This window comes from Shewanella sp. SG44-6 (assembly GCF_014164185.1).
Lineage (GTDB): Bacteria > Pseudomonadota > Gammaproteobacteria > Enterobacterales > Shewanellaceae > Shewanella > Shewanella vesiculosa.
On the sequence record NZ_JACJER010000066.1, the window covers coordinates 1 to 16,996 of the forward strand.

The following is a 16,996-nucleotide window of genomic DNA, read 5'->3' on the forward strand; positions in this document are numbered from 1 at the left end:
GATGTAGAACATTTCCTATCGACGTCCACCTTCGACCAGAGCATCATAGATGCCACGACTAAACCTTGGGAAGCCAAACCTTGGCACCAATATTATCCTATTTTTCTTACCGACAAGCGCCTTGAAAAAGGCTTAGCATTCTGGCAAGAAAACCAGGTGGTTATTAGCCAAGCTGCTGAAAAATTTAACGTTGACCCGCAAATTATTGTTGCCATTATCGGTATCGAAACCTTTTATGGCGGCTATATGGGTAACTATCGTGTACAAGATGCACTCTATACTTTAGGTTTTTATTATCCACCAAGAGCTACATTTTTTCGCAGTGAATACGCAAATTTAATGGCACTAATCAAAGAAGAAAAGCTTGATAACAGCACCTTAAAAGGTTCATATGCTGGCGCTATGGGTTATGGTCAATTTATCCCTTCAAGTTATCGCCATTATGCTGTCGACTTTGACGGTGACGGTCGCCGAGATTTATTAACCAGTAAAGCCGATGCCATTGGCAGTGTAGCGAACTATTTTCATCAACACGGTTGGCAAAAAGGCCAACCTGTGGCGCTATTGCTCAATCACACCTCAAACACAGCGCCCAAGGCTAATGTTTGGACTAAAGAAAAACTGCACTACAAGGTAGCGGATATTCTTAGCCCGACATTAAGTTTAGCCGATAACCAAGATTTGGATGCTTCTCAAAAAGCCTTATTAATCAAATTAGATCAACCTGATAAAGCAGAGTATTGGCTAGGACTGAAAAACTTTTATGTCATTACCCGATATAACAGAAGCCCACTTTATGCCATGGCGGTATATCAATTCAGCCAACAACTTAATGCACATTACAAATCGGTAAATCAACATGGACTTTAATTGCCGTTTCATCCTGCTAATGATACTAAGCAGTCTATTACTGTTAGGCTGCTCATCAAATGAGGCAGGGAAAACCACTTCAGGTAAAAAAAGCCGTTATCAAATGGCGAATGACCGTTATCCTGATGACGCACCTGACGTTAGCTTGGTGAAAAATGCCCAGCCTAAATACGAACCTTACAGCAGACAAGGCAATCGAAACTACACTGTATTAGGTAAAAGCTATCAAGTGCTCGACAGTGGCAAGGGCTTTAAAGAACAAGGTAATGCCTCATGGTATGGTTCAAAGTTTCATGGCCATTTAACGTCAAATGGTGAAACCTATGATATGTATACCATGTCTGCAGCACATAAAAACTTGCCCTTACCGAGTTATGTTAAAGTGACTAACTTAGAGAATAATAAGCAAATTATTGTCCGTGTTAACGATCGTGGACCATTTCATCATGGTCGAGTGATTGATCTTTCTTATGCGGCGGCTTATCACTTAGGTATGCTGGCAAGAGGAACGGCAAAGGTGGCCATCGAAACCGTTTACATTCCGTCACCAGAAGAGCGAGTTATCAGCGATTTAAAAGATAACGATAATCATTTTATTCAAGTTGCCGCCTCACAAGATAAACTTCGCATCAATATGTTGGCTAAACAGTTAGAAACTAAATATGCCGTAACCTCTCGGGTAACATCCGTTAATGGTATGCATAAATTACAGTTAGGACCCATACAGCAAATTCATCTAACGAATAAGTTGCTCGATCGTGTCCAAGCTGATGGCTATCCACAAAGCTTTATCGTACCGTAAACCACAATAACGGCACTAAATGACAACATTAAGGTTCATTTACATTGGATGAATGAACCTTAATGCGAAATGACTGCCTACTAATGTATAATCTATCATTATACCAATCGATCTTTGTCTTTTCTTCGACTAACTAGAGACGTGCTAACTTCATGATGACATCCAAAACCGCTCAATTATCAACTATGCTTTTTGCATCAGTTGTCTGTTTTTCTTCACTTGCTGCAACGCCACAACCAGATGTACGTCCAATGCCAAATCGTGCACCTATGGTGACGCCAGACGCACCAAGTGTTGCGGCTAAAGCCTATGTACTAATGGATTATAATTCTGGCAGAGTTATAGCTGAAGAAAATGCCTACGAAAGTTTAAACCCAGCCAGCTTGACTAAGATGATGACCAGTTATGTGATTGGTCAGGAAATTAAAGCTGGCAATGTATCATTAGATGACGATGTTGCTATTACCAAAAATGCTTGGGCAAAGAACTTCCCTGATTCATCTAAAATGTTTATTGAAGTGGGTAAAACGGTCAAAGTACACGACTTAAATCGTGGCATCATCATTCAATCAGGCAATGATGCCTGTGTTGCAATGGCTGAACACATTGCTGGAACAGAAGGCGCATTCGTTGATTTAATGAATTCATGGGCCAAACAGTTAGGCATGAAAGACAGCTACTTTGAAAACTCTCATGGTTTAGATGCTCAAGATCATAAATCAACCGCTTATGATATGGCTCTTTTAGGGGCAGCATTAATCCGTGACGTGCCTGATGAATACAAAGTGTATTCTGAGAAGTCTTTTACCTATAACGGAATCAAACAATATAACCGTAATGGCTTATTATGGGATAAAAGCTTAAATGTTGATGGTATCAAAACAGGTCATACATCTGGAGCGGGCTACAACTTAGTTGCCTCTGGTACAAGCGATGGTATGCGTCTTATCAGCGTAGTCATGGGCACATCAAGTGAATCTGCGCGTAAAGCTGAAAGTAAGAAACTACTTAATTATGGTTTCCGTTTCTTTGAAACCATTACCCCTTACAAAGCTGGCGATACTTTCGTCACTCAACAAATTTGGTACGGCGATAGAGAAACCGTTGATCTTGGCGTGATGACAGATACCCCGATCACCATTAGCCGTGGTCAAGCAAAAGATTTACAAGCGAACTTTGAATTAACCAAACCATTAACAGCACCGCTTGCCAAAGGTGAAACTGTAGGCCGTGTCTTTTTCCAACTTGACGGAAAAGATATTGCTCAGTTCCCACTGGTGACGCTAAATGAAGTCCAAGAAGGCAGCTGGGTTAGTAAATTAATGGATTACTTCAAACAAATGTTCGCAAGCTGGTTCGAGTAATTAAACTAATTTATACACTCTATTAATAGATCTATAAGTGAATCAGCTAATTAAAGCCGCCTAATCAGCGGCTTTAATTTTTCAGATCTATCAGGCTTGAATCGGGTATAATCACCACCATATAAGTAATACCAAACAGAATTGAGTAAGCTAAATGTTAAATACAACGTTTGACCAAGTAATGGAATTTCCTAATTCGTGCCCTTTCAAAGTGATCGGGGATGCGGATGATACCTTAGCCGATCGTGTCGTTGCCGTTGCACAACAACTGGCACCGGGAGATTACGTTCCGAGTGTGAAAGCATCGAGTAAAGGCAGTTACTATTCAGTCACTATCCGTATTACGGTTACTAGCAAAGAACATATTGAAAAAGCGTACATTGATCTTGCCGCAATTGAAGGCGTAAAACGTGTACTGTAAGATCCAAATGAGTCTTCTTTAACAATAAACTTGCGTATGATACTCAACTATTAATCCATTGATCTGATGGACACACACCTTTATCTGGGGGAGACGTTGCCCTTGCAAGCACAAACACTGCACATTCGCCATCTTGGCATGCAAGACTATGAATCGACATGGCATGCAATGCAGGAATATACTGACACTCGTGATAGCGATAGCCATGATGAACTGTGGATTGTTGAGCATCAGCCGGTATTTACCCAGGGTCAGGCAGGTAAAAGTGAGCATATACTCAACCCAGGTAACATTCCGGTCATTCAAGTAGACCGTGGTGGTCAAGTGACTTATCACGGACCGGGCCAATTAGTGGTTTATCCACTTATCGATATAAAACGTAATAAACTCGGTGTGCGTCAGCTAGTGAATAATATAGAGCAGAGCATTGTCGATATGCTTGCTCATTACCATATCAATGCTTACGCAAAAGCTGACGCTCCAGGTGTTTATGTCACAGAACGAAAAGTAGCCTCTTTAGGATTACGCATTCGTAAAGGCTGCTCTTTTCACGGCTTAGCACTTAATGTCGACATGGATTTAGCCCCATTCCAGCGCATCAACCCTTGCGGATATGCCGGTTTAGAAATGGTGCAATGTAAAGCATTGGGTGGTCCACAAACAGTGCTTGAAGCTGGTGATAAATTAATCCAAACCTTTAGCCAAATTATGGGCTACCAACAACTTGTACATCATCAAGGATTAGCAGAATAATGAATAGGCCTGAAAGATTACAACCAGGTGTCAAATTACGTGATGCCGATAAAGTCGCTCGAATTCCTGTAAAAGTAGTGCCATCAGAGCGCGAAACGATGCTGCGTAAGCCTGATTGGTTGCGGGTAAAATTACCTGCATCAAATCAACGTATTCTCGATATCAAAGCGGCATTACGTAAAAATGGATTACATTCAGTGTGTGAAGAAGCGTCTTGCCCAAACTTGGCAGAATGCTTTAACCACGGCACAGCTACCTTTATGATTTTGGGTGCGATTTGTACTCGTCGTTGTCCATTCTGCGACGTCGCCCATGGTCGCCCACTCAAAGCTGATGCCGATGAGCCTAAAAAACTAGCTCAAACGATCAAAGACATGAAGTTAAAATATGTGGTGATCACTTCTGTTGACCGTGATGATTTACGTGATGGCGGTGCCCAGCATTTTGCTGACTGTATTCGCGAAATTCGTTTATTAAACCCTGAAATCAAGATTGAAACTCTTGTTCCTGATTTCCGTGGTCGTATCGATGCGGCGTTAGATATTTTAGCGACAGAGCCTCCTGATGTATTTAATCACAATCTTGAGACGGCTCCAGCTCATTACCGCAAAGCACGTCCAGGTGCTAACTATCAGTGGTCACTAGATCTACTAAAACGCTTTAAAGAGCGTCATCCAACGATTCCGACTAAGTCTGGATTAATGATGGGTCTAGGTGAAACTAACGAAGAAATAGCCGAAGTATTGCGCGACTTGCGTGCCCACAAGGTTGAAATGCTGACTTTGGGCCAATACTTACAGCCTTCTAAGTTCCACTTACCAGTTGAACGTTATGTACCGCCAGCAGAGTTTGACCAGCTTAAAGCCTTAGCCGATGAGTTAGGTTTTACCCATGCAGCCTGTGGCCCATTAGTGCGCTCAAGCTACCATGCCGATCTGCAAGCCCAAGGTAAAGAAGTTAAATAACCTTATCGCTTAGATACAGATAATCCTTATGTAGATACCAGGATTAACCATAAAAAAAACAGCGCTTAGGCGCTGTTTTTTTATGGCTGTTGTTTATAACAATTGTTCGCATAGCTATCGTTTTACGACATGGTTGCTAATACACAGCTTATTCTTGGGTAATCGCTAAATCCATCAAGATCGCGTCTTCTTTACCGCCCTCTATTAGGTAATAACCTTTACGACGGCCCGATTCAATAAAGCCTGCCTTTTGATACAAGGTACGGGCTGCAAGATTGGACTCTCGCACTTCTAACATCAGCACTACAGCGCCAGACGCCTTAGCCGAAGCCATAACAGCATTCAATAATAACTTGCCGTAGCCTTTGCCCTGCTGGCTCGGTAATAGACAAATATCCAATAAGGTCACTTCATCGACTATCTGCTGCACTATCGCAAACCCCAAAAGGCCTTCGACTGAATCAGAATTGACAGCAGCATAAGTATTAGGAGCTAAGTCAGCACTCAGCTTTAAACCTAAAACCCGGTACAAGTGCCCGAAACAATCGGCAAGGTTCCCCGCGCTCATGGGATGGCTATGGGCCAAAGATTCAAGCTGCGCCATTTGAGGAACATCGATTGGTGCCAGCGCGACAAGCTCCACAGGCAAACCTAAAGTGAGTGGCGTGGTAAGCTGCGCTGAGGATAGGCTATCTACTAAAGAGGGGCTCAAAGCATATATTCCCAAAAATGTGTGATTAATCTGTTCACAAGCAAAGGTTTGTTAAAAACTGAGTTCAGTCTGATTGATGAGATTTGAGTTATGACTTGCCCCTAGCTTGGCCGCTGACTTGCTCGCGCCATTGGTAAATCTGCTGCCAAAGGGCGCTTTTAGCCTGCCAACCCACCAATAAATCAGCTAAAGGTTCTGATAGAAGCCATGCAGTGCGTGGTCTGACTTTATGACGACGTAAATCCCAAACAATCTGTTTACCCGTATGAGGCTCACAGTCAAAGTCACACTCTTCGCGTTTTACATCGATAAGCTTAAGCACGGCGTCGATAAGCGGCTCAGCTTCAGGTAACTCACCGTTTTCATCCCAAATCACTAAATAAGGTTTTACCTTAGTATCGCGCACTCGCCAAGTGGTCACATTCATGGCAGTTAAATAGGCTGATTTATTCATTAGGGTCAGTTTTATTCAATTAAATTATCGACTCACAATATGCCGCTAGAATAGCAGTTTTAGCACGTTATTGTTAGTGCAACACGGCTAAAGGAGATGGTATCAAGCCGATTATAGGATGGATAATTTCTGGAATATAACCTTTAAATACCAATCGACTTAACTCATTTCACATTGAATATCATAAGATTAGACTGAACACTCTAGCAAAACAACAGCAGGATGACGCCATGATTAACTTAGCTATCAAGCCAACAGAGGTGAAATCACCGCGAGTCTTAACCAAGCATTGACCGACAGCCTGTATCTTAAGACACACAGTTTTCACAGGTAAATCGAGCCAATGATGAAACGACTACGAAACTGCTTATCCAAGGTATTCAGCTAGATGAAAAAATGCCTGAATACAGCATAGCTTATTCATAAAATAATTGGCTAAATGGATTATTGTGCTAAGCAAACAAAAAGTCGCCAAACATGACTGCTTGGCGACTTTTGCCTTTAAAACAACATCACTCAGGTTTAGAAGCACTTAGGCTTAGAGGTACTTTATCCAAGCCTGAGTGCTATTTTTTTTATACTGGCTAAACCGTTTAACAGGATAATAGAGTCCGACGGCTAACAACGCTGCAATCAACCAAACCCAGCCGATACTATTGACTCCATAAAATTCACCATGATTAGCACCAAAGGTGAATTTCGCTAAGGTATAAAGCAATAACAGCACGTACAAATGCAAGATATAAAAAAACATCGGTACTGAGCCAAACACAGACAACCAATGGCCGACTCGCGCTAAACTCCCATCAGCTTTCCCGTCTGATGCAAAGTGCCGCTCAAACGCGACTAAGCAGAAAAACATCCCGCCTAAGGTCACCAGTAAAAAGCTTAACGATGGCGGGTATTTAGTTAAGTTAACGACCGACATTAAGGTTTCACCAAAATTCGACCCCGCCTGCCAAGGCAAGGTTTCACCATAAAGGTTAAACCCGCGTAGTACGGCAAAAAGTACCCAGCAGCTTATTCCTAACTTCAACAGTGTTTGCTGGCGCTGCGAGGCTTCAAGCGGGTTACCATTGGATTTTTGACTGAAAATTGGCCCAGCCACATAGCCCAGTAAAATCACCCCAATCCAAGGTAGCACGGGATAACTCACCTTAACCCTAAGCGCACCTTCGCTGATGAGATAGCCGCGATCGTGCAATATGGTCCACAGACTATAAGCCCACTCATTGGGTTGAAAGCCAATAGGCGTCAATAGATTATGGCCAAAAACAATCGCTAAGCCTAAAACAGCCATCCAAGGTCTAGGCAGTTTTATCAGCGCAGCGAGCGCTAGCATACTCAGACCAATCACCCAAATCACTTGTAACCAGAGGGTGTAATAGCTGACCATCCAAGAGAGGTTAGAGAAGTTAATCACTAAAATTTCCAGCGCGATTAAAAACAGTCCGCGTTTAATCAAAAACATACGTGCTGAACGTGGCTCGCCATGGCTACGATTGGCATAAAGCCATGCAGAAACCCCGGTTAAGAACACAAAAACCGGCGCACAAAAATGGGCGGCAAAGCGACTCAAAAAAAGCCCCCAAGAGGTCGAACTCAAATCCATAGGATCGCTCACCTGCATATGAAAGAAAAACCGCTCCCGTGCATGATCGAGCAACATGATCAACATCACTGCACCGCGCATCATATCGATACTATTGATACGGCTTCGGCCAAGCGTTGGACTCGATGCTTGTTTCGCAATATTGGCTGACAACGAAGGATTCGAACTGATATTAGAATTCATAACTGACACTCACCTTAATGCTACGTGGCTCACCCGGTACAGCCCAAAGTGCTGAATAACTGTTGGCGATATAATGCTCATCCAGTACGTTATCCAAATTCACCCCAAGGTTTAGATTATCGCTCAGGTGCGTATTGATAAATAACCCAAGCAGCTGATAAGCAGGTAATTGAAAACTGGGATCGGCGGAATCACCAAGGCGTGAGTCAATATAGCGCCAGCTCAAACCTAAGTGACCACCAATAGATAATCCGCTCAGATCCTGTTTCAGTAGCAAACTCGCCGTATGTTTTGGCACATTGACCAGAGGACTGCCTGCAGGAATTAGTTCGCCCCAGTCTGGATTCAAACTGTCATTTGCGGTACGTGTATTCAAATAAGCGTAGGATAATTTAGCCTGTAAAGAGTCCGTCAACTCGGCAGCGATATCAAGTTCAACGCCGCTACTTTTTGCCTCCCCTAAGGTGGCTGCAAAGCCAACATTGACAGGATCTGAGGTCAAAATATTGCTCTTTTGCGCATCGAACACCGCCAAGCTGCCATTCACCGCCAGATCATTTAGCCAAGTAAGATTAAACTTCATTCCTAGCTCAAGCGACTGACTCTCTTCAGCTTCGAAAGGCTTACCCGTGTAGTCGGTTCCAGAAAGCGGTAAAAAGCCTTCAGAATAGGAAGAATAAAAACTTAATTCATCAGACCATAAATATACTAAACCCACTTTTGGGCTAACTCGACTTTCAGTTTGCTTAGATAATGTATCATTGACAACTTCACCGATATCTTGCTGATAACGGTCGAATCTCAGCCCTAAATGCAGCTTCCATTTCTCAGTTAAATCCATTTGATCTTGCAGATAAGTCCCCCATGCCTTTTGGGTTTCATTATTCTCATACAACAAACTGACCTCGGGTTGAATCACACCATATTGAGGCTCAAAAATATCAATGGCATATTCACCTTTTCGGCCTCGGTGGCGGTACAGTCCCGTCTTCAAATCATAGTGATAGGCGTCAGCACCGAGCAGTAAATTGTGGCGAATAAAACCGGTATCCACATGACCACTTAACTCTAGACGCAGCGAGTTATCCTCGGATGCATAATCTCGGTATCTGTGCTGCCGGGTAAGCATGCGGCCATCATCAAATAGCGATTGGCGCCCCTTTGCTAACTCAGCATCAGAGGAAAAGCCCTTCAAGCTAGAATCGCGATAGTTATAGCCCGCGGTGAGTGACCAATCATCATTTAATTGATAGTCATAGGTTAGCTGGTGCCCAGTGGCATTGACCACAGTTGCGCCATCATTAGGTTCACCTAAATAACGTGAGAGTGGCACAGTATTGATATCGTTGTTGAGCACAATAATGCCGCGATCGAATAGCTGTTCTTGCTTGAGATATTCCATTTCATAAAGTAACGAGGCTTTATCAGAAATCTGCCAACGCACAGACGGCGTGATGATTTTTTTATCGCTGAACACATAATCGCGAAAACTATCGTGTTCCTGCCACGCACCGTTAATCCGAAATGCCACATTGTCGGTCAAGCCGGAAGTCACATCCCCCTCTAATCGATATTGATCGAAACTTCCCGCAGATGCTTTTAAATAACCACTGGTTTGATACTGAGGTTTCTTAGTCACAATATTGACTGTACCACCGGGTTCCGAGCGACCATAAAGCGCCGAACCAGGACCTTTTAAGATCTCGACATAGGCCACATTTGATAAATCCCTATGACCACTAAAACCTCGGCCACCATTAAAGCCATTAATTAAATAGCCCGATGGCATGTTTTCATTACCCGGAAAGCCGCGCAGGGAAAAGCTATCCCACAAACCGCCACCATTGTTTTGCCGCGCCACACTGGCGGAATAATCCAGCACATCTTGAAACCTTGTCAGTCCCGCATCTTTCATCAATTGCTCGTCTAACACACTTATCGCTTGCGGAAGTTCAGTTGCAGACACATTGCCACGATAGGCTTGGCGATAGTGGATACTTAAACGCTCAATCTCAGTGCCAAGAGCTGTATCTTGAGCAGTGTCGGTAGCAGTATCAACAGCACTAGCCGCATCACTCACTTGACGGCCTTCTACGGCCAGCAGCATTGAAACAGGATTGAGCACAAACAAGGCGCCCAGAAAAAGCGCAGCGCGCTTGGGAATATAAAAAGAGGTCATTTTCACTCCGAAAATAAACAGCATCGACGACTTAGCTAAGCCAAGACGCTCAAAGTTAATTAAGATATATCTAATAAAAAGTAACTTATGCTGTTATGGGCGGAGCACGACTATTGAAGAAACGACTAAAAGGTCGTTTAAAGGAAATGGCTTGGAACTCAACCGAGATATAACTCTGCTGAGCCAATTGAAAATGAAAGGGCGTACTGGTTATCGCATGTTGCAACTGGTGCTGATGTAAGCACAGCGAACAATGAGACTTAGGATCTTCATTGGCATGAGTAATACTGTGAACAGCAATGGCCACAGACAAAAGCACCAACATGGCGGCAAGCCATATTGCTAGGGTGCGTCTTGTTTGCATCACACTATTCAAACCATACTACCTCAACTCATTTGGCTGGCGATTGTATGTTAAACACAACTAAAGTTGCAAACCAATTTACCTAAGTCGCAGGCTTAAATGTTACAAGCGGGATTCGACAGTTTGTTGGAGGAAAATCACTCTAAGTACCTCATCACGAACATCATAGAGTCAGGTCGTTCCACCATGTGTTCGAGGATTCGAGCCTGACTCCACCATCAACAAGATAGCGAGGACATGTTTAAACTAAGGCTGCAACTGAGTCTCGCTCGACTAAGTTGGACAAAAAAAGGTGAGTATTACGGGACTCAGGCGTAGCATTTGACGCTAACTTAATCGCTAAATCTGTAGCATAATTGGCCATTGCCTCAATCGGGTAATGCATGGTCGTCAATCTTGGACGGCAAGCACGGGCAATCGATAAGTCATCAAAACCAATCACAGAGACATCTTCTGGCACCCGAATTCCCGCCGCAAATAACGCATGAATCGCGCCAATCGCCATTAAGTCGTTATAAGCTAAGATGGCCGTGAATGGTGTGCCTCTTGCGAGTAAGGCTTGTACAGCGGCTTCGCCACCTTCCATATTCGCGGTAGACTCTTCAATGGCATCCAAGGGCAACTTCATGTCCCGCAACAGCAGAGCTTGGCGTACCCCTAATATGCGTGACGCAGGATCGCGGTTTTGGTAAATACTGGTGATCACCGCAAAATCTTGATGGCCGCGGTCGAGTAAGTAGTTAGTCGCCTCTTGGGCACTGGTTACATTGTCGAGCCAAACGCAGCGATCGGCAATTTTAGGGATAAAGCGGTTGATGATCACAAGCCCGGGGATTTGTTCAGTAAGGCCTATTAAAGTCGACTCATCCGAATATTCGCTGTGGAGAATAATAGCATCACAGTTTTGGTCACGCAGGGATTCGATCGCATCGATTTCAGACTGAGTCTCATAAAGCGAATTACGCATAATCAAGCCATAACCACGCTCACGAGCAGCACGTTCTGCGCCGCAGGCCAAACTACTAAAAAAAGACATAGATAAATTCGGCGTGACGATACCAATCGTATTAGTACTGCGTTTGACAAGCGCTTTGGCGTTCGAATTTGGGCGATAGTTAAGTTGCTCTATCACCTTCTGCACTCGTGTACGACACTGGGCGCCAACCTTGCCCTGGCCGTTAACAACCCGTGATACAGTTGCAATTGAGACACCCGCCACTCTCGCGACATCTTTTATGGTAGCCAATTTATCCCCTTTAACCGGAAATCGTACTATGAATGAATTAACCTATCGGCCTTGTATCGAGACAAGATCATTAGGGCACCAAGGGTAAAAATAAAACTGCCAAAAGACAATAATAAACGCATAGCAAACAAAGTACTATCCGTTTGATTGCCCGCTAAACTGGCATCAAAACCGACTAAATTGAGTAACTCACCAGACCCTAGCATTGCCAACACTAAACTCATGCTGATCACTGTATGGTGACGACTGACTAAATAAGGACTGATATCTTGACCTGTATCGCGCCCCAGTTCAGTGAGCATATTGGGTATAATACAGGTCATCGCCGTCCAAATAGCGGCACCAATCACAGCATCAATCCACAAAGCCCAATAACCATATGGCGTATACACATACCATTTAAGTAAACAGCCAAAAACCGTAAATACGAGTACTCTTTGTAATGTTACCACAGCACCCCATTGTTTAACCCCATGGGCGAGTATGGGTAAATACAAGGCTCCCGCTATCGCATAGCCACTCGATAACGCACCTTTAAGCATTGAGCCTTCGGTCACGTCACCTGCAGACATAAAATATACCAGCAAGTAATAGTCAAAACTGATACAAATCCCCACAGCGCCAAACTGCAATGCCGAGATCCACAGTAATTGGTTAACCTGCCGGCGAGTATGCACGCTCAAGGTTGGCGCCATATCTGTTGCGATTTTCATCCGGCTATCGCCTAATCGCACTCGCTCAGGGGCGAATTGCCAAGCCACCAAAGTACATAAACTGCCGATTAAGCCTAAGCCCACCAGCCAGCCTATTATTCTCACACCACTAGTAGCATCAGTAAATAAAGTTAACTGAGTTAATGGAAATAACCAAAAGTACAACACCGCGGCAATCTTTTCAAACAAGGTAATACGACTAAATATCCCTTGCCCATCATCACTTATCAAGGCCAAACGAAAGGCCAATAGCTTCAAGGTGAGGATCAGTACTGTCATGGATAGGCTATAGCACAAACATAACATCACTAAGACAGCCCACTGCCAAGCCATAGGCCAATCTGCTGGGACCATCCACAATAGGCCAAATAACAAAGCGGTTACCCAACCACAGGTTAATATTATCCGCCGCTCGGTCCACACTTGTCGCTGCAACAGCGACATAATTCGTCCCGAAAGCATTGCACCACAAACGATAGGTAAACTCAGCAAAGCGCCTAAGAGTAAAGGGTCTAAGCCGCGCAGCATTTGATAATAGGGTAAGGCTAACGCCACAACCCCTTGCTGGGCGATAAACGCCGCAAAAAAGCCTGCACCAAGCACCCACTGAAGGTACTTTTTAGGAGCTAAATCTAGGCTTTGGCATACGGCATCACTCGCAGAATTATCTTGTTGCTGATGCCTGTAGCCCTTACTCGCGCGGCTTATCGATATAGCACTTACCTCTTAATTAAATTTATTTCAGACAAGACAATATTATGGCCTTTGTCCCGCGCCTTTATCTCATAATCCTTTGCCACAAACCCCAGCTGCACACCTTGTAATTTCCCCAGCGCCTCAGCGTCGAATCTATAGGGTTCAGAATGAGGATAATTCATCGGCATAAACATGGGATAAGCCTTTGTTAATACCGTCGGCATTGGCGATAAATCAGCTAATGGTATGCTAATAGACTGCCACCCAGCCTGCAATGTAACAACCGCGCCATAGGCTAGTCCATCCTCGTTTAACAGCGCAACAGACACATGTTCATTGGCTTGGTCTGCATAGATTCGCAGCTGAACGGTATTGTATCCCTTCAGGGAATGTTGAGAAAGCGCATTATCTTTGGCTGATGAGATACGTACGAGCATATTATCAGCTTCTGAACCTGTAGCAGATGTCAGCAGATTTGGGAGATAAAGTTGCAATCCAAGTCCTTGATCGCGCACGCCACTTTGGAAACGCCATTCACTACGGCCATTTTGTGGATAAATTAAGTTATCTCTATCGAGCGTGGCATTAAACAAGCTGACCGGAGTGCCTTTAGCACGCCACTCAAATTGATAAAAAGCTGCACCACTGCGCTTCACAAAATCCCATTCATTTGGATTTCCCTCAGCATGACCTGGAAAGCTTGTTTGATCAGCAGCTTGAGTCACCACAAAAGCATATTCAATCGCCCCAGTGCGCTGCCAGTTTTTGACATCAGTGAGGGTTTGGAGATAGAGACTGCCATGGGCTTGCATCGGATACACCTTAAACTCACTATCACCAAGATAGCGCACATAAAGCTCAACCTTATCTATCGCTTTTGCGTCTATCACACTGGTGCTAAAGGAGAGCGCATCCCCCTGATTCAGCGCCTGCACATTCTGGTGCACTAAGCCTAAGGTTTGATGCGGCATAGGCGGCAGATAATAATGGTCATCAACCTTGCCCTGCTTTGATGCAAGTAACGATTTATCCTTAGCGAGTAAATACTTGCCAGGCGTTAACTGCACTGTGCCTTTGCTGGCTTGTAGCGAAGCGCTATTACCTTGGTTGATACCTTGCAGCCAATAATGCTGGCCTAAATCCGACAGAGCCAGATTAAAATGTCGCGGGGCTTGATACAAACGGACGGCTTCACGTTTTAAGCTCGAATTCTGATGTGGATCAGATAACACTAAGGCATCGGGATACACTTCTAATTGCCATAAACCATCAGAGATCTTATCTAAAAAGTAGCTACCATTGCCGTCATAGTTAACAATCACAGAACTGCCAACGCCAGCGATATGCTCAAGCTTTTTAGGCGCTTGTGGCTTTTCATCTGTGTTATTACTGTAATAAAAACGCGCTGGCTGATTTAATACACTGACATCGTGGCCATAATCTAAGCTCACGTCAGCAAAGTAATTACTTTGCGGATAAGCACCGCCCTCAAAACCGCGAGGAACTTGTCTAAATACCTCACCGGCAATCAAAAAGCTGATGGCTTTTGACGGAGTGTAAAGTAGATTAAGAAAATGGGTATTGTAATCAGCATTGCTGCCCGCAATGACTGCCGGATCGTAGGCAAACTGAGTCGCCCATTGGAATCCAGCCTCGCGAAAACTGCGTGCCATTGCTGGATACATGACACTGGCAGTTATATCTGCGGCATCAAACTCATAAATCATTTTCGCCTTCGTCTTACAGGCCGCAATATCGGCGAAGGGATTGGTGTAATGGGCAACATTGACCAGAGTATTACTGTTAATCCGGCTCATTTTTACCAGCCCAGTCGGATACCACTGATAGGCAATTCCATCGATATTAGAATCGCATACCGCTTTTGCAAAGGCTGGGTTGTCGCCCTGCTCGCTAATGTTATAAAACAGCGGTTTCGTTACGCCACTGTCATGGCTCACCTTAATTAAACCATCGATATAGCTTTGACTCTGATAAACATCGCCATGGTGACTCGGCTCGTTAAACAATTCAAAGGCAATAATGTTGGCATCCTGACCATAGGTCACACCACTGTAACGATTCTTATGAGCAAAGAATTGTTTCAGATAAGTGTGCGTTGCCGTAATAGCCTTAGGCTCGGTATTCATCTGCGCTTTAGTAAAGCCATTAGCAAATCCTTGAGTCTCAGTATCCGGCGCAGGATAACCATTACCCCACCACGCAATCGGGGTAATAATGGCGCGAATACCATTAGCGGCAAGCTTATTCAGTAAATAATCCAGCAGTTCTAGATGAACATTATCGACTAAATTCCCTTTTACATCGGAAACTTCTCTGTCGAAGACATGCACACGATAGCCCGTCACCCCAAGACGCTTAAGATGCGCCACATCCATATCGATAGCGGCGTGCATGTCAACACCGCTATTAACCATAGCACGGTAGGTAAAGGCAAATGGCGCAGAGTAATTCACGCCAAAGTGACGCACTTCACTGCCATCGTCTAGGTACAACACTCCGTCTTCAACCTTCGCATCAGCCGCAAAAACACTCGCGCTCAATAACGGTAACAAAGGTGATAACGCAAGCACTGCTGCTAATTTGGTGAGTAATTTCATGCACAATTCCTTTTATTCTTCACTGTAGCCCGAAGGATTTTGACTTTGCCAACGCCAAGTATCCTGCATCATCTGGGTGAGATTGCGTTTAGCTTGCCAACCTAGCACAGTGCTGGCTTTATCGGCATTGGCCCAAAATGCAGCGAGATCGCCCGCGCGACGTGGCGCTATCTCATAGGGAACAGGCACACCACTCGCCTGTTCAAAGGCAGCGATAATGTCCAGCACTGACACACCTTGACCCGTTCCTAAGTTGAACGCTTCAATGCCACGCTGCAATGGATGGTCTGCCAACCAATTAAGCGCCGCCGTATGGCCTTCGGCTAAATCCATCACATGCAGATAATCCCGTAAACAGGTGCCATCTTGCGTTGGATAATCACCACCAAAGACACTTAAATGGGCGCGGCGACCCACTGCGACTTGGGCTAAATAAGGTAATAAATTATTCGGGATCCCCTTAGGATCTTCGCCTAAGTTACCGCTTTCGTGAGCACCGATAGGATTGAAATAACGTAGGGATACGCCCCTGAATTCAGGGTTAGCGGCCGCATAATCGGCCATAATGCGCTCGACCATCACCTTAGTCGCACCATAGGGGCTCGAAGGAGACCCTAGCGGCATTGACTCAAGATAAGGCACGATCGCCAGCTCACCATAGACTGTCGCCGATGAACTAAAAATAAAATCAGTGACTTGATGACGCTGCATGGCCTCAAGCAAACACACACTGCCGTGTACGTTGGTTTGATAATAAGCCAGCGGTTTTTGGGTTGATTCGCCAACCGCTTTAAGCGCGGCAAAATGGATCACCGCATCAAATTGATGCGCCTCAAACACCGCATCTAATGCTGCTTCATCGCGAATATCGCCACGGACAAACTCAATATGTTTGCCCGTCATCTCTTCAATTCGCGCTAACGGCACCTCACTGGCATTACACAAGTTATCAAACACCACCACTTGGTGGTCCTGTTGTAATAATGCCAAAACGGTATGCGAACCTATGTAACCTGCGCCACCTGTCACTAATACTTTCATCGT

Annotated in this window: 15 protein-coding genes; 6 read left to right on the forward strand and 9 right to left on the reverse strand. The window is 44.5% G+C overall.

Annotated features, from left to right (window positions below):
• From mltB to lipA, 6 genes are all read left to right on the forward strand, one after another.
• On the forward strand, positions 1 to 870 hold an 870-nt coding region (gene mltB, locus H5185_RS12945; protein WP_182742310.1), incomplete at its 5' end, for a lytic murein transglycosylase B.
• The gene (locus tag H5185_RS12950) at positions 860 to 1,672 is read left to right on the forward strand and encodes a septal ring lytic transglycosylase RlpA family protein (protein WP_124017801.1); all 813 of its coding nucleotides are present in this window, start codon (positions 860 to 862) and stop codon (positions 1,670 to 1,672) included. The genes mltB and H5185_RS12950, both read left to right, overlap by 11 nt.
• A gap of 251 nt (positions 1,673 to 1,923) precedes the next feature.
• Positions 1,924 to 3,036 (forward strand): serine hydrolase, encoded by a 1,113-nt coding sequence (locus H5185_RS12955; RefSeq protein ID WP_235781987.1) that lies wholly within the window; start codon positions 1,924 to 1,926, stop codon positions 3,034 to 3,036.
• Between the two features lie 154 nt (positions 3,037 to 3,190).
• On the forward strand, positions 3,191 to 3,457 hold the full coding sequence (ybeD, locus tag H5185_RS12960) for a DUF493 family protein YbeD (RefSeq protein WP_011636177.1): 267 nt from the start codon (positions 3,191 to 3,193) through the stop codon (positions 3,455 to 3,457).
• 102 nt (positions 3,458 to 3,559) lie between these two features.
• On the forward strand, positions 3,560 to 4,210 hold the full coding sequence (lipB, locus tag H5185_RS12965; RefSeq protein ID WP_182698661.1) for a lipoyl(octanoyl) transferase LipB: 651 nt from the start codon (positions 3,560 to 3,562) through the stop codon (positions 4,208 to 4,210).
• Positions 4,210 to 5,175 carry a lipoyl synthase gene (gene lipA, locus H5185_RS12970; RefSeq protein ID WP_124017799.1) on the forward strand — a complete coding sequence of 322 codons (966 nt, stop codon included), beginning with the start codon at positions 4,210 to 4,212 and terminating at the stop codon, positions 5,173 to 5,175. Before lipB ends, lipA begins: the two co-directional genes overlap by 1 nt.
• Before the next feature lie 148 nt (positions 5,176 to 5,323).
• Here lipA and rimI read toward each other — a convergent pair whose 3' ends face one another.
• From rimI to galE, 9 genes are all read right to left on the reverse strand, one after another.
• A complete protein-coding gene (gene rimI / locus H5185_RS12975; protein ID WP_404948344.1) occupies positions 5,324 to 5,779 on the reverse strand; it encodes a ribosomal protein S18-alanine N-acetyltransferase in 456 nt (151 codons plus the stop codon).
• A 196-nt stretch (positions 5,780 to 5,975) separates the two neighbouring features.
• The gene (locus H5185_RS12980; RefSeq protein ID WP_124017797.1) at positions 5,976 to 6,341 is read right to left on the reverse strand and encodes a hypothetical protein; all 366 of its coding nucleotides are present in this window, start codon (positions 6,339 to 6,341) and stop codon (positions 5,976 to 5,978) included.
• A gap of 538 nt (positions 6,342 to 6,879) precedes the next feature.
• Positions 6,880 to 8,136 carry a DUF1624 domain-containing protein gene (locus H5185_RS12985; RefSeq protein ID WP_182742311.1) on the reverse strand — a complete coding sequence of 419 codons (1,257 nt, stop codon included), beginning with the start codon at positions 8,134 to 8,136 and terminating at the stop codon, positions 6,880 to 6,882.
• A complete protein-coding gene (locus tag H5185_RS12990; protein ID WP_182742312.1) occupies positions 8,126 to 10,315 on the reverse strand; it encodes a TonB-dependent siderophore receptor in 2,190 nt (729 codons plus the stop codon). Before H5185_RS12990 ends, H5185_RS12985 begins: the two co-directional genes overlap by 11 nt.
• Positions 10,316 to 10,400: 85 nt before the next feature.
• The gene (locus H5185_RS12995; RefSeq protein ID WP_182698657.1) at positions 10,401 to 10,691 is read right to left on the reverse strand and encodes a DUF2607 family protein; all 291 of its coding nucleotides are present in this window, start codon (positions 10,689 to 10,691) and stop codon (positions 10,401 to 10,403) included.
• 229 nt (positions 10,692 to 10,920) lie between these two features.
• Positions 10,921 to 11,925 carry a LacI family DNA-binding transcriptional regulator gene (locus H5185_RS13000; RefSeq protein ID WP_182742313.1) on the reverse strand — a complete coding sequence of 335 codons (1,005 nt, stop codon included), beginning with the start codon at positions 11,923 to 11,925 and terminating at the stop codon, positions 10,921 to 10,923.
• Between the two features lie 26 nt (positions 11,926 to 11,951).
• Entirely contained in the window at positions 11,952 to 13,241 is a 1,290-nt protein-coding gene (locus H5185_RS13005) for an MFS transporter (protein ID WP_182742314.1), read from the reverse strand.
• Between the two features lie 116 nt (positions 13,242 to 13,357).
• On the reverse strand, positions 13,358 to 15,952 hold the full coding sequence (locus tag H5185_RS13010) for a hypothetical protein (RefSeq protein ID WP_182742315.1): 2,595 nt from the start codon (positions 15,950 to 15,952) through the stop codon (positions 13,358 to 13,360).
• Positions 15,953 to 15,964: 12 nt separating this feature from the next.
• Positions 15,965 to 16,993, reverse strand: a complete 1,029-nt coding sequence (galE, locus tag H5185_RS13015; RefSeq protein WP_182742316.1) for a UDP-glucose 4-epimerase GalE — start codon at positions 16,991 to 16,993, stop codon at positions 15,965 to 15,967.
• Between the last annotated feature and the right edge of the window lie 3 nt (positions 16,994 to 16,996).